Annotated in this window: 22 protein-coding genes and 1 pseudogene; 7 read left to right on the top strand and 16 right to left on the bottom strand. The window is 55.0% G+C overall.

The annotated features are described in order from the left end of the window. Window positions 1–2: 2 nt before the first annotated feature. The 3 genes from HBO23_RS07395 to HBO23_RS07385 form a co-directional block, all read right to left on the bottom strand. Entirely contained in the window at window positions 3–2,393 is a 2,391-nt protein-coding gene (locus HBO23_RS07395; protein ID WP_225932988.1) for a fimbria/pilus outer membrane usher protein, read from the bottom strand. Between the two features lie 189 nt (window positions 2,394–2,582). Then, a complete protein-coding gene (locus HBO23_RS07390) occupies window positions 2,583–3,302 on the bottom strand; it encodes a molecular chaperone (protein WP_170037323.1) in 720 nt (239 codons plus the stop codon). 54 nt (window positions 3,303–3,356) lie between these two features. After that, on the bottom strand, window positions 3,357–3,950 hold the full coding sequence (locus HBO23_RS07385) for a fimbrial protein (protein ID WP_170037320.1): 594 nt from the start codon (window positions 3,948–3,950) through the stop codon (window positions 3,357–3,359). Between the two features lie 307 nt (window positions 3,951–4,257). On the opposite strand from HBO23_RS07385, the gene HBO23_RS07380 reads away from it, so the two are divergent. After that, window positions 4,258–5,040 (top strand): helix-turn-helix transcriptional regulator, encoded by a 783-nt coding sequence (locus HBO23_RS07380; RefSeq protein ID WP_170037748.1) that lies wholly within the window; start codon window positions 4,258–4,260, stop codon window positions 5,038–5,040. Here HBO23_RS07380 and HBO23_RS07375 read toward each other — a convergent pair. Continuing rightward, window positions 5,031–6,140 carry a P1 family peptidase gene (locus HBO23_RS07375; RefSeq protein ID WP_170037317.1) on the bottom strand — a complete coding sequence of 370 codons (1,110 nt, stop codon included), beginning with the start codon at window positions 6,138–6,140 and terminating at the stop codon, window positions 5,031–5,033. The genes HBO23_RS07380 and HBO23_RS07375 overlap by 10 nt on opposite strands. A 123-nt stretch (window positions 6,141–6,263) precedes the next feature. On the opposite strand from HBO23_RS07375, the gene HBO23_RS07370 reads away from it, so the two are divergent. From HBO23_RS07370 to HBO23_RS34090, 3 genes are all read left to right on the top strand, one after another. Continuing rightward, window positions 6,264–6,590, top strand: a complete 327-nt coding sequence (locus HBO23_RS07370) for a hypothetical protein (protein WP_170037314.1) — start codon at window positions 6,264–6,266, stop codon at window positions 6,588–6,590. A gap of 61 nt (window positions 6,591–6,651) precedes the next feature. After that, on the top strand, window positions 6,652–7,281 hold the full coding sequence (locus HBO23_RS07365; protein WP_346274580.1) for a cupin domain-containing protein: 630 nt from the start codon (window positions 6,652–6,654) through the stop codon (window positions 7,279–7,281). Next, window positions 7,242–7,481, top strand: a complete 240-nt coding sequence (locus tag HBO23_RS34090; protein WP_346274579.1) for a helix-turn-helix domain-containing protein — start codon at window positions 7,242–7,244, stop codon at window positions 7,479–7,481. Before HBO23_RS07365 ends, HBO23_RS34090 begins: the two co-directional genes overlap by 40 nt. Here HBO23_RS34090 and HBO23_RS07360 read toward each other — a convergent pair. The 10 genes and pseudogenes from HBO23_RS07360 to HBO23_RS07315 form a co-directional block, all read right to left on the bottom strand. Next, window positions 7,478–8,195: pseudogene (locus HBO23_RS07360) on the bottom strand (SDR family oxidoreductase). The gene HBO23_RS34090 and the pseudogene HBO23_RS07360 overlap by 4 nt on opposite strands. Before the next feature lie 107 nt (window positions 8,196–8,302). Beyond that, entirely contained in the window at window positions 8,303–9,025 is a 723-nt protein-coding gene (locus HBO23_RS07355) for a hypothetical protein (RefSeq protein ID WP_202884311.1), read from the bottom strand. Window positions 9,026–9,035: 10 nt separating this feature from the next. After that, window positions 9,036–9,581, bottom strand: coding sequence for a hypothetical protein (locus tag HBO23_RS07350; protein WP_170037311.1), 546 nt, complete (start codon window positions 9,579–9,581; stop codon window positions 9,036–9,038). A 3-nt stretch (window positions 9,582–9,584) separates the two neighbouring features. Continuing rightward, the gene (locus HBO23_RS07345) at window positions 9,585–10,073 is read right to left on the bottom strand and encodes a hypothetical protein (RefSeq protein ID WP_170037308.1); all 489 of its coding nucleotides are present in this window, start codon (window positions 10,071–10,073) and stop codon (window positions 9,585–9,587) included. A 13-nt stretch (window positions 10,074–10,086) separates the two neighbouring features. Further along, a complete protein-coding gene (locus tag HBO23_RS07340) occupies window positions 10,087–11,136 on the bottom strand; it encodes a hypothetical protein (protein ID WP_170037305.1) in 1,050 nt (349 codons plus the stop codon). Then, the gene (locus HBO23_RS07335) at window positions 11,136–11,810 is read right to left on the bottom strand and encodes a pilus assembly protein (protein ID WP_170037302.1); all 675 of its coding nucleotides are present in this window, start codon (window positions 11,808–11,810) and stop codon (window positions 11,136–11,138) included. The genes HBO23_RS07340 and HBO23_RS07335 overlap by 1 nt, the downstream gene beginning before the upstream one ends. Window positions 11,811–11,835: 25 nt before the next feature. Then, complete coding sequence (locus tag HBO23_RS07330; RefSeq protein ID WP_222938105.1) at window positions 11,836–14,013, bottom strand: TcfC E-set like domain-containing protein; 2,178 nt, start codon at window positions 14,011–14,013, stop codon at window positions 11,836–11,838. A gap of 155 nt (window positions 14,014–14,168) precedes the next feature. Then, window positions 14,169–14,705: a CS1 type fimbrial major subunit gene (locus tag HBO23_RS07325; RefSeq protein WP_170037299.1), complete on the bottom strand. Its 537-nt coding sequence runs from the start codon at window positions 14,703–14,705 to the stop codon at window positions 14,169–14,171. 278 nt (window positions 14,706–14,983) lie between these two features. Next, window positions 14,984–15,979: a fimbrial protein gene (locus HBO23_RS07320; protein ID WP_170037296.1), complete on the bottom strand. Its 996-nt coding sequence runs from the start codon at window positions 15,977–15,979 to the stop codon at window positions 14,984–14,986. A 30-nt stretch (window positions 15,980–16,009) separates the two neighbouring features. Further along, window positions 16,010–16,306, bottom strand: a complete 297-nt coding sequence (locus HBO23_RS07315; RefSeq protein WP_170037293.1) for a response regulator — start codon at window positions 16,304–16,306, stop codon at window positions 16,010–16,012. A gap of 878 nt (window positions 16,307–17,184) precedes the next feature. Between HBO23_RS07315 and HBO23_RS07310 the strand changes: the two genes are divergently transcribed. Beyond that, window positions 17,185–17,496, top strand: a complete 312-nt coding sequence (locus HBO23_RS07310) for a hypothetical protein (protein WP_170037290.1) — start codon at window positions 17,185–17,187, stop codon at window positions 17,494–17,496. Between the two features lie 222 nt (window positions 17,497–17,718). After that, on the top strand, window positions 17,719–17,931 hold the full coding sequence (locus HBO23_RS07305) for a hypothetical protein (RefSeq protein ID WP_170037287.1): 213 nt from the start codon (window positions 17,719–17,721) through the stop codon (window positions 17,929–17,931). A gap of 34 nt (window positions 17,932–17,965) precedes the next feature. On the opposite strand, the gene HBO23_RS33780 is transcribed toward HBO23_RS07305, so the two are convergent. Then, window positions 17,966–18,211: a P1 family peptidase gene (locus tag HBO23_RS33780; protein ID WP_253201687.1), complete on the bottom strand. Its 246-nt coding sequence runs from the start codon at window positions 18,209–18,211 to the stop codon at window positions 17,966–17,968. Beyond that, a complete protein-coding gene (locus HBO23_RS33775) occupies window positions 18,165–18,566 on the bottom strand; it encodes a P1 family peptidase (protein WP_262378164.1) in 402 nt (133 codons plus the stop codon). Before HBO23_RS33775 ends, HBO23_RS33780 begins: the two co-directional genes overlap by 47 nt. 91 nt (window positions 18,567–18,657) lie before the next feature. Here HBO23_RS33775 and HBO23_RS07295 point away from each other — a divergent pair, with 91 nt between their 5' ends. Further along, the gene (locus HBO23_RS07295) at window positions 18,658–20,367 is read left to right on the top strand and encodes a ShlB/FhaC/HecB family hemolysin secretion/activation protein (RefSeq protein WP_170037284.1); all 1,710 of its coding nucleotides are present in this window, start codon (window positions 18,658–18,660) and stop codon (window positions 20,365–20,367) included. Window positions 20,368–20,392 lie beyond the last annotated feature (25 nt).

The raw sequence follows: 20,392 nt of genomic DNA, 5'->3' as shown, positions 1-20,392 counted from the left end.
CGTCACCCCCTCACACAGACAGCATCAAAGCTCTCATACATGAGCTCTTTTTTTGCAGGCGGCACATCATAACTAAAACTACATTTCCCACCGCCCCACACAACATCGAACACGCCTTTATCCTTGACTCCAAAAACCAGCAATCTTGATACATTATCAACCACGCCAAGCATACTTCCGCTCTCACCATAAACTTGAGCACCAAATGGAACTTTTTCACCATCGTTCAACTTCAACGAAAACTGCAACCTGCGCCCCGACTCAACCTCAAACCGACGCTTCACCACAGCGCCACGCGTCGGCACCACCCGCTGCGAACTTTCTGCGACTTCGACATCACTACCAAAGGTATTGGTATCCAAGTTGATCCAGTTGTAACGATAGGGTTGCGCATAGGGCACGACCGCATAGCCTTTTTTATCGGTACGCACAGCAGTCCCACTTTCGACGCCGACGCCCTTGGTATCGGGCACTTCAACCAATGCGAAGGTTTCACCGACCGGTTGCCCCAACGTCACCCCGTCGCGGTGTACCACCACCGACCCACTCGCCCCGACGTCAAAATGCTTGTTATCCCGACCCTGCCCATAGTTGCCACTGACTTTCGCATTAGGCGTGTCCCAATTCATACCGACGCTGCCGGAGGCACCGCTGGTTTTGCTTTTGCTGCCCTGTACCGAATAACTCAAGGTGTTCTGTTCGTCGATGTTGCCTGACAGGCCCGTTTGAATCGACGTCTCACCTTGGGACGATGAAGTAGCGCTGGTGTAAAGCCGTTGCGCGCGACGATTGTCACCGAACGGAATACTGAAGGACGCAGACACCTGATTATCGATTCGTTGACTGCCACCCTGCCCCTCTGTACGGGACACGGCAAAGCTGTAGCTGGTGTCGGCATAGCTGCCGTTGTAGCCGAACTGCCAACGCCGCGTGCTGCCCTGGCCGTTCCAGTAACTGGTTTCGCCCAAACTCAGAAACAGCGACCCACGCCCTTCCAGGGACTGGTTGACGTTCATGTCAAAACGGCTTTTTTGTCGGCCGTAATAAGGGGTGGCGAAGCGATCCTGTTCATCCACATGTTGGCTGAACGTGCGGAAAGACTCGGTGGAATAGCGATAGCCGACCATGGTGAAGGTGGTATCGGTGCTGCTTAGCGTCTTGGAATACAAAAAACGCGCACTCTGGCCCACGTTCTTGCGCCCGGACGCATCCTTGGAGTTGCTGTTGGTGACGTCAAACGATACACCGCCCCACGGCGAGTTAACCCCGATGCCCAGGTTCAACGCGTTGTAGGCCTGGGAAGCGAGTAACCCGCCGTAGCCGGTGAAGTTGTCGGTCACGCCATACACCAGCGTGCCTTGGGTAAACTTGGGCGCCGCCTGCCCTTCAGTCTGGTATTGGCCGGCGGCCAGGCTGTAGCGGGTACTGCCTCGACGTGTCATTACCGGCAAGTAGGAGTAGGCCTGGGAGTATTGACGCTCGCGCCCATCGGCCTCGATGATCTTGATACTCAAGTCACCGTTGGAGCCGCTGGGGTAAATGTCGCTGATCTCGAAAGCACCCGCAGGAACGCTGGCCGAATAGATCACGTAGTTGTTCTGGCTGATCTCCACCGTTGCATTGGTTTCAGCGATACCGCGCACCACTGGTGCGAAACCGACTTCATCATCGGTCAGCATGCCGAGCTCCGACGTCAATTGAGCGCCGCGAAAACGCACACTGTCGAAGATATCGCCCTGGGTGTACAACTCGCCCCCCGCCAGTTTGCTCTTTAGGCTGACGACGTCACGCTCGGCATAGGTACGGTTGCTGTTGAATGTGTCGCGCATACCGGTGCCCCCGGAGATCGACGACTCATTGCGAAAGCGCCAGGCACCGAGGTTGAAGCCGTTACGCAGACCTATATAGCGGTAGTCGCTACTGTAACCACGGCTGATATTGCGGCTGAAGTTAGTCTGATAATTGGTGTACAGGGCGGTGATGCCGTTATCCCATAAAGACGGATCGACATAACCACTGGACTGTCGCTTTATGTAAGCTTGAGGCATGCTGATCTGCAACGCCAGCGCGGTTACATCGAATTCGATATCGGCACCTGGCACCAGCGCCGACAGATCAATCACGGTATCGTCGGCACTGCCCGCAGTGATGACACCCTCTTGTTCAAGCCGTGCAGTGTTCACCCCAATCGCCTTGAGTAGGCCCAGGTGTATGATCGGCTTGACCTCCGATCCGTCCTGCACGACAAACTTGATGGACTCACGCAGTATCAAAAATTGATTGAGGTAAATATCGACATTGTACTTACCAGGGGCGATCGTGCTTCCTTGCTCAAAGTACTTCAATTCGGCCGTGGTGCCATGCTTGTTCAAAAAAGCATCATTGAATTCCACAGCATGGGCCGCAAGTGGCAGGGAAGCACTTGCCAGCACTAGACTAGAGGCGCCAAAACGACCAAACGGACGGGTACCAGAATAACTCCCAAAACAAAATGCCCACATAAGAATCTTGCCTCATTACTCAATCGTTACTGCTTGACTTACTTCAGATGCAGAGCTGCCTGCCTTCTTTTAAAAAGCCCGTCAGCTTGAAATATTGGCGAGATTCTTAACCGGGACGCCATAATCATTAATGGCATTAAACTCAACGACAATTTGAGCATTAGCAGGTATTGCACCTGCGCCTTCCACCAGAAACTTACCGGTCGCACCGGGCGCTACCATCTCTACGTTGACCGGGTGACGAGCGCCCTTATACTCAAGGAACACAGCGCCAAAGGATGCGTAATAAACAGAGTTATTGGAGACCAACAGCCAGCGTTTTCCGCCTTCACTCACCAACTGCCACTTCAACAACTTGACAGCCCCTTCAGGCGTACCGGACAAACCCGTCGGCCGATAAAACAGCTTGATCCGTTGGCGCACTGCAATCTGCAAAGTGTTATCGGTCTCGGACTTTTGGGGAATCTCCTGCACGCTGAGCCAGAACACCGACTCTTTGTCTGAGGGCAAACCTTTCCCCGCATAAAAAATGCGCAGGCTTTGTTGCTTATTGCCGCCCAGGCGACTCAGCGAAGGGGTTAACGCAAACGGTACATCCTGATCAGTTTTTTTAGAGTCCGGCTCCAACCAAGACTGAATCATGATGTCCCTGTCGGCGTCATTCTTGACCATGATCGACGCTTCCTTGAGCTTTTGCGGGTAAATAACTCGCGTGCCGCCCAATGTAATACCGGCCTGTGCGATACCACTGAAGAGCAAAATAATCCCCGCCAGACAGTACCTGGAGTACACGTTCTTCATTTAATTACCTGCGGTAAAGTAGAGAAGCATGAATATGCTTCTCTAATGAAAGACTTATTGGTAAGTCAGAGTAAATGGCAATGTGCCATTGGCTTGGCCAGGCACGATGGGCGTAACACCATTGGCCACATAGGAGGCGCGCATGTTCAAGTTTGCGGTATACGTGAAAGCTGGATCAGTACCAGCCTTGACTAACGGCGCATCAAAAGAGCCGTTACCTGCCAGGTTGATCAAGTTATTACTGCTATCGAAGATACCAATACCCACGCCCTTCGCAGCACCGGTGGTTTTGAGCAAGTTATTATTCGACCCATCCACACCGGAACCCGAGTTAGGGTCGAACATTACCTTAACAGTGGTCAACCCAGCAGCGGTATTACCACAGTCCAGATTGATATTAATCGCCGTGCCCGAAACAATCCCAGGATTTTTGGTGCTCAGGGAGTCAATACTGACCTTGCCCATCGGCACTTCAATTACCTGCGCACCAGCGCCTCCACCCACACTGGTACCGGCGCCGGAAGAGGCTTTGCAGGAAGCGGCAGTAATTTCACCGGTAAAATTGATAGTCCCGTCTGCCGCCAAAGCGGAAGTTGTAATCAATGCGGTGATAGCCGCTGCCAGAATATGCCTTTTTTGGATAGCCACAATCAATTTCCTTTAGGTTGTACAGGAGGTTAATACTTGTAATCGACCCTATAAAAGAGTCGGCTAAGTTTACCCAGTACACCCTCAGCAACAACCGCAAGAATCCATGCCTAGCCCTGGAAAAATCCTAACAAGGCATCAGATAGATCCTACAAAATTAACCGTTACTCACATAACGTTTGATACAACGGCGAATACGGTCTGTAGACTGACCTGTATTACACGGGATGTGCACGCGTGACACGAGCCAGTGGCGCACGACCAAGGGCAAGCAATAATGTCAAAGGGAGCATCGATGGGCAGTGAAATGAACCTGACGCTGCAGGATGTAGCTTGGCATGACGCGGTCGGCAAGCTGATCGAAGCCCTGGACCGTCCTGACTTCTGGCGTTCGTTGACGCGTTTGCTGGGGCGCTACGTACCGGTGGATAACTGGGTGGTGCTGATATTCAGCACGGGCAGGCCGCAGGTACTTGCTGAGTCTGCCGCAGAGGGTAACGAGTCCGACTCACTCTTCCAGGATTACCTCAGAGGCCTGTACCTGCTAGACCCGTTCTACCTGGCCAACCGCGAGTTACCACAAAGCGGCCTGTTCCAGTTAGGCGACGTCGCCCCAGAGTGCTTTGAGCAGACAGAGTATTACCAGCGCTACTTTCGATTGAATGTCGTCGCCGACGAGATTCATATCAATGTGCAACTGGATACTAGCCGCACTTTGAGCTTGTCGCTAGGCAGTAGTAGCCGCTTCAGCCAGCAGCAGATCGCGTTGCTGGGCCTGGTACAGCCATGGGTCGCGGGCTTGATGCGCCAACGGTGCTCGTTCGAACAGAGTTTGAAGGACGCACCGGAGCAGGCTCCTGACTGGCAGGAGCGCCTCCACGCAACCACGCGACAGATCAGCGCTTCATTATCTGCCCGTGAAATGGAAGTGGGCCAACTGATGCTCAGCGGCTGCTCAAACAAAGAGATCGCCCGCAAGCTGGCGATCTCTGCCGAAACGGTCAAGGTTCACCGCAAGCATATGTACAACAAGCTGGGGATCAAATCCCAGTCCGAGCTGTTCCTGTTGTTCCTTCAGGCTCAGGAGTGAACCGTGGCCGTCCAGCCCACCTTCGCCATCGCTGCCAGCAGTTGTTCCGGCTTGAGCGCCAGCGCTTGCCGGCCGCGGCCCTTAAGATCGTTGGCGGCCAACAGAGCGTTGAGGATTGCCTCTTCGACGGCGTCTGCCGCGGCCACAAATAACGCGGAGATGTAGTCGTTGTTTACCATCTGCAAGGCCGTGGTCGGCGGGCCGGGTTGCCCGAGGTTGGCAACCGGCAAGCCGGTATTGCCCACCGAGAACGCAATGAAGATGTCGCCGCTGTCGTCCTCTGTGCCGCCACCGACCCGCGCCAAGCCGATACTCGCACGCTGTGCCAGGCGGGTGCATTGATGGGGCAGCAAAGGCGCATCGGTGGCGATGGTGATCACGATGGAACCCATGCCTGGCACGCCGACATTCACCGGCCCGTCATAAGGCGAAGGCGTGTCCTTCAATACGCTGCCCACCGGGTAACCCGCCACGCGCAAGGCGCTGCGTACGCCGTAGTTGGCCTGCACCAATGCACCTACGGTCCAGCCGCCCTCTTCGGCGCTCAGCACGCGAGACGACGTACCAATCCCACCTTTGAATTCATGGCAAATCATGCCGTTGCCGCCGCCCACACAGCCTTCCTGCACCGGGCCGCTGCGTGCATCCGCCAATGCGGCGTGCACATGCTCGGCGGTGACGTGCTGGTCCCAGATATCGCTCAAAATGCCATCGTAGGTTTCCAGGACCACCGGCATGCACCAATAGGTGTGTTGCTTACCCATCTCGCGCTCGGCGGCCACCAGTGCATCACGCACCACACCAACGCTATGGGTGTTGGTGTAGGCAATGGGCGTGGTCAGTAAACCGGCTTCGCGAATCCACTCAAGGCCGGTGGCATCGCCATTGCCGTTCAGTACGTGAACGCCGGCAAAACACGGCGCCAGATGGGCCGCGACCGGGCGCGGCTCGATGATGGTCACGCCAGTATGCGTTGAACCCTCCAAGCTTTCGGCAGTGAGGGTGTGATGGCCGACGCGTACGCCAGGCACGTCGGTGATGGCGTTGAACGCCCCGGGTGTGCCCGTGCCAATGGTGATGCCCAGGTCTCGTAAGCGCATGTTTTTACTCTCGATAAGCCCGTGAAGAATTGGCCCAAGTCTAGGTAGACTGCCAGCCGTTGACGATAACCCACAGTTGTTACCCCCGATGAGTTAGGTCGGCCCCGCTTTGGACGATGGCAAATGAAGCCGGGGCGATTCACACCACCTGGCCTGAACACGCAAACTCACTATGTGCCTGGGCATGAAACACCGCCAAATAAAGCCACTGCCGCCCAAAGAATCGAGTCCAACCTCAAGTCACTGACTGCAAACATGACCCGCCACAAGGAAATGTTGCTGGAGAAATTCGTCAAACTCGATGAGCGCCTGCGTGAACTCGAACAACGGAAGCATGCGCTGGCAATTCGAGAACTTTGCGTCGCCAGGCGCGAAGACGAACTGCTCGCGGGTATTGATGCGCTGGATGCAGCGCAAGCGCGACTCAACGCAATGCTAAAAAATGCCTAAAAATCAAACCTCAAACCTGCTGAAAGCCCGCCGTGACAATAGCTGCCCGGAGTTTCGACACATGGATCCTCTGTCCGATATCCTGTCATTGTTGAGAATTGGTAATTACCATTCGGCCGCGCTTACGTTAAGAGGCGACTGGGCGTTCAACTTTCCGAAGCTCGAAGGCATCAAGTTCACCGCCGTCATCAAGGGCAGTTGCTGGTTGCAAGTGAGTGGAGAGCCACAGCTAAGACAACAGCATCAAGGCGATTGTTTTCTGATGACCCTAGGCATGCCATTCACGCTCTACAGTGATATGTCCCAGCCGGTCATGGATTCAGACGCTTACTTTGAAATGCTGGCGGCGGACGAACTGGTTCTGCGTTATGGCGGCGACGACACACAACTGGTCGGTGGCCGTTTTGACCTCACCGGCATTCCCGCGCAGTTATTGCTCGGCACACTGCCCTCGCTCGTCCATGTGCGGGGCGATGAGCCGCAGGCGTCGATCCTGCGCTGGGCTCGGCAGCGATTTACAGCGGAACTGCAGCATCAACGCCCTGGCCGATCACAGTTCAATGAACACCTTGCTGGTGGAAGTTCTGTGCCCCCATCTGGCTACCCTAGACAACAGCGCCAGCGGCTGGTTTGCTGGCCTGGCTGGCTGCCATGTCACGCTCGGCGTTTGCCTTGCACTTCAAACAGGTGATCGGTGCAGCACCATTGGAATACCTGACGCACTGGCGTATGTTGCTGGCAAGTGATCGCCTAAAGCATCCTGCGGATACGGTTTCAACCATCGCGTTTTCATTGTGCTACGAGTCAGAGAGCGCATTCAGCATGGCCTTCAAACGTTTCATGGCGCAATTCCCCCGCCATTATGTCCGCGAGCACGCCACCTGTGGTTAATGAAGGCCACCGCCGATCACTAGTATTTCGCCGGTAATCCAGCCAGCGTCTGCAGACGCCAGGAAAGCGACCGCTGGCGCCATATCCTCAGGCTGGCCGATACGGCCCAATGGCGTAATCGCTTCGATTTTCTGGCGAAATGCGTCTTCAAAAAAACTGCTGGCGTGTACACCTTCGGTCACCACCAGCCCTGGGTTGACTGAGTTGATGCGGATTTTTTTCGGCCCCAGCTCATTGGCAAGGGTGCGGGTGATAGCGTCCACTGCGCCCTTGGAAGCGGTATAGACCGTAGAGTTGACAGGCGTGAAAGAGGTGACGCTGGAGCTGATATTGATGATGCTGCCACCCGCTGGGTTAAACACCTCGACCGCCGCCTGGGTGCATTGGATCCCTCCCAGGACATTGAGGTTGAACTGGCGGTAAAACTCATGCTTGGTGATGTCAGCCAGTGCGTCAGTCGAGTAGACACCGGCGTTGTTGACCAGAATATCGAGAGCGCCATGCTCCAGAGCAATGATCTTGAACAGCATCTTGACGTCGACGCTATTGCAGACATCCGCCTGCAGCGCAAAGGCCACGCCCCCGTTTTACACAATGTCCGAGACCACCCGGTCGGCATCCTCGCGGCTACGGACATAATTGCCTGGCAATCGCCGCCCCAATGCCCTTTGACGCACCGGTAACCAGTGCAACTTTGTTTTGCAGCTTTTTCATGCTCGCTTCCTACTATTGCTGGCTCAAATCAGTAGAGCCAGCTTAGGAGGAACGCTGCGGCCCGTTAATAATCAGCCCGCCAGAAAAGCTTCGCCATCGTCCAGCCTTCAGCGCGCCGGGCCAGCGGCAATACACTCCGGCTGATCCGGAACACTGATCCGGGCTCCCTTCAGCAACAGCGGGACACCGGGGTACACATTGAATGGATCAATAGGTTCACCGTTAACGGTTACTCCTTCTACATGGGCTCGGGTGTTACCGGTAGCAAAAAAACGGCCACCCCCGGCTTCGCATTTGATCGTCAGCGTGGATGTTTCCTGAACCGGTATATGGCGTACCAGTGCGCTGAAGGCAAGGTTGACCACCACATTGCCAGCAATGGTCTTGAGCTTGGGGTCCAGCAGACTCACAACCGGCTTTATGTCCAATCGATACACCTGCTCCTGTTCTATCTTCACCAGGGGCTTCAAGGTAATGGTCTTGCTCTGGCCCGGAGCAAGCTGCAACTTGAAAGGCGCGACGTAGAGCTTTGGCTGAAGGGTTTTGCCGATGGACTCCAGGCTTTCATCTGCCAACTCCACGCCGGGGTTGAGCACCCGCGACAAGGCAATGGACACATACTCCGCACGGTCGCCAGTGTTGGAGATTTCAACCGTGACGGCTTTGTCCCTCACCTCAGACACCATCGGCTGAATATTGATCAGCGCAAATGCGGATGATATCGGCGCAACACCGCACACCGCGCAAAACACCAGGCAGGCAAAAGGTTTCATAGGTTTCCTGTAGCAGTTCTGGGGTATGCCAACGAGCGGCAGGTAGCCGTGCAACACGTGGGCGCAATCAAGGATCGGTAATCACCGGTTCAAAGGTCAGCGACAGCACACCGCTGTACGCCCCCGCGGTTTGCTTGAAATCCCCCTCCGGCGGATAGGCTGCAACGGTCAGTCCGTAATAGCCAGAAGTGTCCTCACCCGGCACAGTCCGGGGAGGGTTTTTAAACTCCGTCCCCTGGCCCACCATCAGGGTTTTGGGCGCTTCACCTTCGGCCATGAAATCCACTTTCGGACGCTGAAACACCTGGGTAACATTACCTGCATTACGAATCTGCAGCGGCTCATCCAGGCGCACCTGAAATACTCCGGTGCTGGAAACAACCCTCAGCCGTGCCTGCACCTCATAAGGCATGTCCCAACCACCCAACTGCGACATTTCCAGGCCCTGATCGAACCAGCTGCCCTTGTCGTCAGTCACGAACAAATTGTTATTGGGCTTCACGTAGGCGCTGACATTGCTGCTGACTTTGCCTTCGAGAATCAGATCCGCCATCGCCAGCGCCGGTAGAGTCGCTACGGCAGTAAGGAGGCAAGCAAATGCTACCTTGTTCATGTGCTACTCCTTTTCGGTAAAAACGCTCGCATTGGCGGCCTTCTGATAAATCACCATGCCGTAGCCGACACTGACCGACAGCGGAGCCGGCAGGCTATCTGCATCGCTGGCCTGCACGATCAAATGCTCTCTGGGCCGAAAGGTCACGCGCCAGACCTGGTTGCTGCGCGGCGGCGTCAGCTGCTGCAAGTTCATCCGGTATTTTTGCCCGGGTGCCAGCACCAGCCGCGCAGGAGTCACCAGCAAGGCGGGGTGCATCACCTCGCCAATCGGCAGCAACCGCTCAGGCCTGTCTCCGGGATTGAGCACAAGCGCTTGCTGCACATCCAGAAACAAGGTGCTGTCCCCGGTGTTTTGCGCATACAGTTCGCCCTGGCGCTCATCGGGAGCCAATCGCAACTCGATGCTTGACAATTTCAATACCCCGCTGGCCATACCGGGGCACGACCACAGCAACAACCAGCCCATAACCATAAACAGCGGATAATTCATCGGGCACCTCGGCCTAGGGTTTGGCCACAACGGTAAAGGTCAGTACATCACTGTAAGCCCCGCCTGGAGATTTCTTTTCCGCAAGCGCCGTGAACGTGGGCGTAAAGCATGTCCGCCCATTCTCATTGAGGTTGAAGCCCGTGTTCTTGGCGTTGGGCAACAACATCGTGGCGTTGGCATTTTGTAGCGTCAGGCTATACGGCACTGTTTTCGAACTGTCTTCCAGACTCTTGAGCAGATAACGACCATTGCTTGACAGACCATTCAAATTGGTTGCATTGATGATGTACTTCTGAAAAGTAACAAACTTGGAGCCTTCATAAGTAAAGCAAAGCTGATCATTAGCAGCGCTTAAGGTTTTCAGTGTCTCCTCCCCCCTTGACAGTTCGCCAATATCCCAGTCTGGCGCGTTCATGGTCAAGGTGACATCCATCGGCGGCGGTGGCTGCTCCGGATTTACAAGCAACGTGCAAATGCCGTTTTGGGTGGCGGGGCTTATATAGGCAAGACCGGCGCTATCACCATAATCATCGCCCGATGTAAAAATACCCGCACGAATACCAATCGCAGGCCATTTAGCAATAATTGAATTATTAAACTGCACGACCACAGCAGCCCTAAATGGAGATCGATTAATCCATTGACTATTATAACGATTAGAGAACATAGCGTACCGATATCCACCAAAAATAGTTTCCTTTTCAAACCCCCCAAGGGTTACCGAGTTGATGCCAACACTAGAACTTTCATTAAGCTGGCCAGCGGCCCCATAGGTATAAACAATCACGCCTCTGGATTGAAAATTAGCCGTCGGATGATGCCCAGCTGCTGCTTTATAGTCAAAGTCCACTCGCGCCGTAGAGGTACCATTACCGTTATCTTTTAAACTACAATTACTGTAACCATTACTTAAATCACTATAGCGCATTACATAGGCCGACGCCTCGCCAGCGGCAAGTGATAAACCGACCAAAAACAGTCCGCACAGTTGTTTCAGGACACACCCGCTGAATACGCCAGCTATCTTTTTAATCCTTTCAAACACCCCACACTGAATGTTCATTAATTACAATCCAGCGTCTGCTGAACATCATTAATTGATAAACTTACATGTTTTCCTGCAAACAACTGGGGCGTCCCTGGAAACAGGGCAACTTTGCTCCTTATCGGCAAATGACTACCTACAGCAACGTCCGACAGCACCATGCGAACATTACCGGTGTTCTCCAGGCTAACGCCCCCGCCAGCGCAATGATGCGTCCAGCCTGTACGCTGCAGCTCAGGCGGCGGCATATGGCGGATCAGTACACCGTACCCCACCGATACCGACATCGGAGCCGTAATCTTGTCCTTCGGGGCATTTTCCACCTGCATGGCTCTCACAGGCACGATATACAGGCGGTACAAGGCTTCGACGGACGGCTCGACAAGTGATTTGAGGCTGATGGAGCGACTCTGCCCCGGCCCCAGGGTCAGCTTGTCGGGGCTGGCCAGCAGGGTCGGATGATCGATCTGGCTCATTGCCAGCTTCTCTTCCGGTTCGATGCCTGGGTTTATCACTTTCTGCAGAGTGATGGACAAGTACATCGACTCATCACCGACATTTCTCACGTTAACCATATGCTCGTGATTGTTGTACACCTTGAGACTGGCCGGCATGACCATCAATTCGCCTTCGGCCCGGGCAAGGCTTGAGCCAAGAAATATCAAGCTCAATAACAACGTAGGTAATCTCATAGCGGGTTCCTGATCGGGCATGCACTTACTGGCACTGGTATTGGCTGGGTTTGACGGTGCGAGTCAGGTCGCAGATGTATTGGCGGCCTGCATCCTGCACCGAGATACGGGCAAGTACTGCCTTGCTCGCGATCGAAAACAGGCCATTAGGGTAGGCAACATCGCCAGTTTCGATGATTTTCCCGCCCACAGGCGCGCCATGGGCGTCCACCAGCAGACCGCTGTAAATCATGTTGATATCCACCTTGGCACTGGCGCTGTAGACCTGCCCAGGGTGGGCCCGGATGATGTTGGCCGGCACTTCAATATTCATGTCCATGTTTTCGCTTTCGCTGATAACGCGTGCAAATGGCACATCCCCGTATGCCTCAAGCGGCACGGCGTAAGTACTGCCACCGGCTACTGGCTGGCCTTCAACGCTGAAACCGTAGGGGCTACCCTCAATCGCGGGAGTCTCCAGCAACATGGCGCTGCCACCATTGCTGTAACGCCCCATGGCAATACCGTCGGCATTGGCCGCGAGCATGCCGCGGTAGTTGAAGTCGGCGTTATCGGCAAAATCGCTATGCCCTACGTTCAGCGAGGCATCGCCACGTGTTCCGGAGCGGCTGCCATAAACATTGAGGCTGTTTTGCCCATCAATACGGTTGACCGTTACACCACTGGATGAAGTGCCATAACTGTCCTGGAAGTCTTTGCGGTAATCACCGCTCAGCTGGGTCTGGCCGCCATACTGTGCAGCACGCAGGCTCGCTTGCGACTTGTCCAGGGTCCAGCTCATATTCACGTAGAACGTGTAATCACTGCTGCCCGGCATCGAGCCACCTTTTTGCACACCGGCCGATACCGCCGACCACAGGCCGTTGGGCCGATAGTTCCAGCGCACTTCAACCTGTTGCGATTCACTGCGGCTGAAGTTTCGATAGTTATAGGAAAGCATCACCCCGCCCACGTTCTTGCTATAGGAAAGGCTGGTACTGGGTGTTCCATAATAAAAACGCGACACAGACGTATTTTCGTAGCGGCTGAGCATAAGATTACCCAATCGCGGATCATCCATATTCAGGTTGAAGTAGCCCCCGGTACCGTCCTCGCCGCTCAACACCCCCACCGTCGGTGACAAATGCAAGGTGCCTAATGTGGAAGGCCGGGACATATTCACTTCAGAAGCCCAGCTGGAGTTGTCGCTGCTGACCATTGCCGCATTCAAATAGAGGTTGCTCAAGTTGCGGCCCATGGCCGCTTCAAATAGCTGACCGCCTTCGTCCATATCCTGGCCCGCAGTCACGCGCCAGGAGTTGGCCGCTTCACCGGTAAAGTTGAGGTTATTGACGTCGCGGGTTTCCTGGTTCACCAGGTTGCCGTTACGGTCCACCAAACGAATCTCGATGGGGTAATAACCACCCGGAAGATCCATAAAGCTGATTTCATTACGGCCCAACATCGCCGGTCGCTTCAAAATCAGTCGACCGTTACGGTAAAACTCATAGTTACCTTCAGCCGTGGAAAACAGCACCAGCGACCCCGCATCACGGTTCGCACGCAAATAGCCCTGACTGCCCAGGGTTATAAACTGGTCAAAACTGGGGGATAACACCGTGCTCACCGAGCCGGAACCAAAGTCGATGCTGTTTTGCTTGCCGGCGCGCACATAGGTGTCAGCAAAGTTCTTTTGCAGGTAATAGGATGAGATCCCTTGATCCTTGCTGCTCTGCCCCATACTTCGGCTCTGGTTGGCATACCAGTTCATATAAGCAAAACTGCGACCGGGCAGCCCGAACCAGGTATTGCCGTTGATATTCATGGCACGGTAACTGTCCGAAGAGCCGCGTATATCCACAGACTGATTATTGATAAGCCCCCACGAAGTATTAGGTGCCAGATAATCATCCCGGGTGTTGCGAATACTGAGTGTGCGGCGGGCTTTATCGAGGGTGACATAGTGATCGGCTACACGCAAATCACAGCCACCTTTGCATTGTTTATAATCAATACGCGATAACACCTTTTCAATAGACTGCCTGTCTGCAAGCGCAACATCATTTTTGCGGTACAGGGTCGCATCAAACACAAGACCGTTCTGCACCAACGAATAACTGATAAAACCCGGCAAAGTCTTCCCGTTATAAGTAGCGACATAACGCGCCGTGTTATCCATTTCAACCGCACTGAAACCCTCAGGGGTTCCGTAGGAGATCTTCACTTGAGCGAGCGTCCGGGATGAAACAACTGCAACAAGGCAGGCCGCGAGCATGCAAACCGGAAAAGGAATCTTATGCGGGCACATCCTGAGTATCCGTTAATGACCAAGAAGAGCCCCTCACGGGGCTCTGACACCAGTTACTGACAACAGTCCGATTACGGCCCGACAGCAGCAACAGGCTCGAACAGCATGACCAGATCACCGCTGTAGCTGCCGTTGGTGCTCGGCCCGGTTGCTGTTTTAACCGGCGCATTGACATCGATTTTCAAGTTATGAATTTCGTCATAGCCACCATTACCCGTGATCGTCTGGGTAACTTTCAGAGGCGCCCCAAATGTCACCGCACTGTCCCCACCGGAGTGAGCGATAGTGACTTTTGCCCCGGTCATTTCATAAGTACCATTGGACAACTTCAAAGGCTGTGCCAGCGACACATTGAACTCGCTGCCTTTGGTCCAGACACGAACAGGCAGTACCTTGGTGAAGGCTTTCTGGGTGTAATCGAGAGGCTCCAAGTCCTCAGTGCCGTACCAGGTAGAACCATCTGACTTGGACACAAACATCGCATCGTTGATTTGCGCTGTCAGGGTTATTTTTTTCGAAACGGTGCTGTCAGGCACCGTAGCAGCTTGAGCCATACCCGCCAACACACTACTCAGACCAACAGCAATTAAAGCAACTTTAAAGTTCATAACCAGATCCACGACTAGTATTTATCAAACGTACCCACCCCTGATCAGGCGGCACGACTGAAAGAGAGAGGAAACAGACAGACTTACTGTCTGCCCATATAATGCGCCGCACACAAACAACCCACAATAAGATATATCCTACAACCACGACGACTTATCTGGCGCACCACCATTTACAACTCAACAACCCCATACACATGACTGAAACTGACAGAAATGCCACGCACGAAAAATCAAAAGATTCGAGCACAACGCTCAGATTGCACATCTACTCAACATCAATCATAAGATAGAAGAATCGATACTGCGCCTACAAACTTTCCAGGGTTAAGGGCTACCATGGAGCGGCGTACATAGCTTACGTCCAGGGTCTTTGAAAAAAAGCCACCCTGGGATTGAATCAGCCCCAGGGAATAAAAAGTACCCATATTCATAACCGTCGAACCCTCGGCAATCTGTAGAGCAACTGAACCGATATTGCCGCCACCCGATGCAGGACGGAGCGCGACATACTTGTCGGTTGCCGACCAGTCATTCATATCAAGGAGAGCATATTTTACATTGTAAGCAGAGGCAGCACCCTCGCACACGGCAGCAAACACCACCGGCGTTGTGCCGGCAATCGCGCCAGCCACAGGAATATCAGCGAGTTTTATTTTAGGAAGTGCAATCGTCGTGACGGATAGATACAACTTGCACGCTGGGCTTTTTGCAGTGACAACTGTTCCAGTTAGCGATGTAAATGCCGACCCTGTATACACTGCATCCTTAGTAATGCCGGTACTCAGCAGCGTCTCGGCAGAGACATTATACGAACCCGAGTCCAGCCTTGTTGTCGCTACCAGGCGGACCCTGACTTTAATTCCATATGAGCTGTATACAGGGGCATCGCCCTTATACGTAGTCAACTCTATGCCCTGATAAGGCAGCCACTGCCCTTTGGTATCCGCCACCGCCATAATCAATGAAATACCCGGGACTGAAGTATTAAGTAGCGCATAGAAGGTATTTTCAAAGGAAAACATACCGCTCACCGGCAGAGCACTGCTAGCCGTGACGGAGTACTGCCCGGAGCTCGTCAAATCGCAAGTCATAAGCGCTGGACTACTTGCTTCGTGCCAGCTCGACGAGATCATCCCCGGCTGGCCGGAATCATGAGCGAAGCTGACGGGCAACTTCAAACTCAAGCTACTGTAAGTGCAGCTCGTAGCCGCCTTGACTTGCCAGCCGAACATAATTAAAGCCAGGCCGATACACAGTTGTAGAATTCTCACGAGGAAACTCCTTATTAAATTTGGCAGCCCTCAGACGAACGTTACAAATTCACACAAGACCATTTCATTACGTGAGTCACCAGAGGTCAGAATCAGCACTTTGCTGGAAATACCAATCAATTTCAGATTAGAGATGACCGACAAACCGTCCATTTTGGGAATACTTAAATCCAGTACGACAAGGTCAGGCAGTAATTTACGAATGACCTCCAGCGCGTTAACACCGTTATCGGCTTCAGCCAGGATGCTGTACCCTTCCCCTCGAGCATTACCCTTACCGCCATGCGCATCAACGGATGATCGTCGATCAACTACTATGCTACCCATTACTTTACCTTTCAAAGAGATGCCGATAACAATCTAAACTTGATACCCCGCCACCAAACATGCTGCGCGGCGGAATATTGCATTCCCTTGTACTGTGTAAAAAGATAATAAAAAACCATCGCTCAAAGAGTTCGAAAAGTCTACCCGGATCAGCGACTGCTACCACCGCAGGAATCTTAGTAGTGCATCAGATATAACCATAATCAGCGTAGGATTAATCCCACTCAAAACACGCGCAGACCCGCAGACATCAGCAGCTCATGCTGTATGTGGGCTCTATCCCGTTAACACCGACAGTTCCCCCCGATACCACGGCACACATAATGCGCTCAGGGTGGCTTGCACCGGATCGCTTTCAGTAATGTGCGTATGCGGCAATGGCGAAGTGGCTTGAGTATTGACCGCTACCTGCTTAGGGCCGAAGCAGTACAATCGGCTGTCTCGTGGAACGACATATATGGTTTTAACTTGCGCCACCCGCGGCTGGGCGCATTACAGCCAAGTGAAGGCGGATTATGGTCGCAGTAGGAATATCTGGAGATTATGCCATGAGCACAGCCGAGAAAATCAGTATTGCCCTGCCGGCGGAGATGGTTCACGTGATCGCGCAAGGCCGAAGGCGGAATGGGTGCAGGTACACCCAGAGGCGAATGCCCTGTGGACCATCAACCCGCCGAGCCAGACAAAAACCTTCAGCGCCCTCATACTGCTCGACTCGCCATGCGTGCTTGACCTGCTTGCGGCTAACAGCAAGTCCCTCAACCTGAGTTTGGCAATAACGACTTCTCCCGCCACCTCGGCCCCGCAACTGGTGTTGCCGCTGGAAACCGAAGCACCATTCACTCCCCCCCGAACAACAGGCTGAAAGCCCAGCACCGTTGACGCTACATGCCCCACTGCGCCTTAACCCGGCCGTGCAGCATGCCGTGATCAACACCCTCTACACTGCTCAGGCCTGCCCCGTCGCCGAAGGCCTGTTTGTGCCATTGCACGTACTCAAAAGCCAGGGCATAAAGGCCGCCACCGCTATCCGCGCCCTGAGTGAGGTGTCGATGCTGATTCGCTCGACGCAGCACCAAATGCCCACTCATACGCGCGAAGTCGATGGCCATACCACCACTGGCGTGATCCTCGACCCACGGTTTATCGCGGGACTGACGCCGATGACCGCAGTGCAAGCGGGCTCATGACATGTTGCGTCCCTATGAAATGCCCTGGCGTCGCGCCTATGGACTGTACGCGGCCATGGCCTGGGGCGGCGCACTGCTGTGATTGCTGGGAGCCCATCTGGCGGGCGTTTTACCGGCCCCCTGGCCTGGCCGCTCAATGCGGTCGGTCTGCTCATGGCCGTGTGCCGCTTAAGTCAGGCGCTGCGAGTGCTAACGCTGCGCGCTTCATTGGCCGGTCATGCCATGCAGCAACTGAACACGCAGCAACTGGCGCAGTGGTGCCCGGCACCGGAGCAGGTGTTTTTAGGCTTTGGCTTTGAATGGCAACCGCACCACTCCCCGCGCCTGTATAAACTGACCAAGCTCGATTGCCGCCAGGGGTTGGCTCCGCCCTGGGCGCTGCGCTGGCGTGCGCCTGGACTTCACCTTCAACTGGCAAAAACCCACCGAAATTGATGGGGCAGCAAGGGTGCATCGGTGGCGATGGTGATCACGATAGAACCCATGCCAGGTACGCCGACATTAACCGACCCGTCATAAGGCGAAGGCGTGTATTGCAATACGCTGCCAACCGGGTAACGCGCAAGGCGCTGCGCACGCCGTAGTTGGCCTGCACCAATGCGCCCACCGTCCAGCCGCCCTCTTCGGCGCTCAGCACGCGAGACGATGTACCAATTCCACTTTTGAACTCATGGCAAATCATGCCGTTGCCACCGCCCATGCAGCCTTCCTGCACCGGCCCGCTGTGTGCATCCGCCAATGCTGCATGCACATGCTTGGCATGTGACGTGCTGGTCCCAGATATCGCTCAAGATGCCGTCGTAGGTTTCCAGCACCACCGGCATGCACCAGTAGGTGTGCTGCTTGCCCGTTTCACGCTCGGCGGCCACCAGTGCATCACGTACCACGCCAACGCTATGGGTGTTGGTATAGGCAATGGGCGTGGTCAGCAAACCTGCCTCGCAAATCCACTCCAGGCCGGTGGCGTCGCCATTGCCGTTCAGTACGTGCACGCCAGCGAAACACGGCGCCAGATGGGCCGCGACCGGGCGCGGCTCGATGATGGTCGTACGATTTATCGCAGCACCCATACGACAGCGACCTCCCCATCGTCAGTAACGTCCTTGGGTCGCCGAGCTTCATCTTATTTTTTCTTGCGCTCGGCCTTCTTAGCATAGGCGGATGAAATCAACGCCCGGCACGCTCGGCTTCCACGCCTGTATCACGACCACCCTGTATGTAACGACACTATGGCTGTTTACGGCGATTCAGGTCGCGCGAGCGGCCAGTCCGATCGATACCGTCACCAGCACTCAACGCCAGCAAGACCTCCAACTGAAAAGCTTGCAATCCCAGGCACTTGGAAAGCCGGATGCACTGACCGCAACGCCCCTGCCCTTCGCCAATGCGCTTAAGCTGCCGGAAGAATCACCCTGTTTCGTTATCCGCACTGTGGAGTGGAAAGGTGCAGATGATTTCGACTGGCTGGAGCGCGCGCCAGCGATCCTGGGGCACTGTGTGGGTGGCGAAGGGTTGACGGTTTATCGCCGTTGGTTAGCAGCACAACTGATGGCGCGCGGATACATCACTACCCAGGTGTTGATACCGGCTCAAGACCTGAGCAGCGGGCACTTGATCGTCCAACTTATCCCTGGGCGCATGGGCAAGATTGATCAGCAACCGGAATCGCTTGGCTGGCCAGGCATGGCCTTTCCCGCAGCCAAAGGCGAACTACTGAACGTACGTGACCTGGACCAGGCGTTGGAAAATGTGCGCCGTCTGCCAGGCCAGGCAGCGACGGCGCTGAATCTGATTCCGGGCGCCGACCTGGGTGAAAGCGATGTGATCATCCAGCAACCGCCGCAGGCACGTCGGGTGTTCGGCTTGCTGACCGTCGATAACAGCGGTATCGACGCCACGGGCCGTCACCAACTCGGTGGGATTGTCGCCATCGACTCGCCGGCCGGGCTTTACGACCAACTGCTGCTGACCTACAGCACCGACACCGACTTCAATAACCACACCCGTGGGTCTTCGGCTAAAAGCCTGGCCTGGAACGTGCCCGCAGGCTATGCCCTGCTGTCGTTCAGCGCCAGCGAGTGGACCAGCAAGCAAGCCTTATTCGAAGACTTCGGGGGGAGCAGCATTGCGTTCAGCTCGCGCACCCGACGCGTCGATGCCGGGCTTGATTACGTGGTGAGTCGCTCCAATCGCAGCAAAAGTGTGCTCAACGCTCGCCTGGTCAATCGTGAGGATCGCGCCTGGGTTGCCTCCACCGAACTGCAGCAATTGCACCGGCAGATCACCAGCTATGAACTTGGCCTGACCCACCGCGCCAACCTGCGCTTTGGCAAACTAACGGCGCAGGCTGGTGCGCGCGGCTCACTGCCCGGACTCAGCAAGACGCCCGGCGCGCTCTATGAGCAACAGGACTGGAACGGTCGCTATCACCTGTTCACTGCCAAGGCGGCGTTTGAGATTCCGTTTGACCTGGGCGCAATGCGTTTGGGCTATCGCAACGCGCTGGTCTACCAATATGCGCCGGTGCCGGTGCCGTCGACCGAATACATGCAGATCGGCGGCCGCTACAGCGTGCGCGGCTTTGACGGTAACACCACCCTCGCCGGCCCCACCGGCTGGACCCTGCGCAATGAGCTGTCCATCACCGCCTTCAGTGGCAGCCAGGCGTATGCGGCACTCGATGCCGGTGCGGCGTCGCCGGTGGGCGGCCAGCAGCAAGGTCGACAGCCATTGATCGGCGCAGCTGTCGGTTTGCGCGGCAATGTCAGCCGCTTTGGTTACGACCTGGCCCTGGGCATGCCGATCAAGAGCAACGACGAGATGAACACCACCACGCCAACCCTCGATTTCTCCCTGAGCAGCCGCTTCTAGGCGAACACTTTTTCCCAGGGATGGG

This window comes from Pseudomonas sp. WS 5532 (assembly GCF_012985445.1).
GTDB classification, from domain to species: domain Bacteria; phylum Pseudomonadota; class Gammaproteobacteria; order Pseudomonadales; family Pseudomonadaceae; genus Aquipseudomonas; species Aquipseudomonas edaphica.
This window is presented reverse-complemented; position numbering and strand designations above follow the sequence as displayed.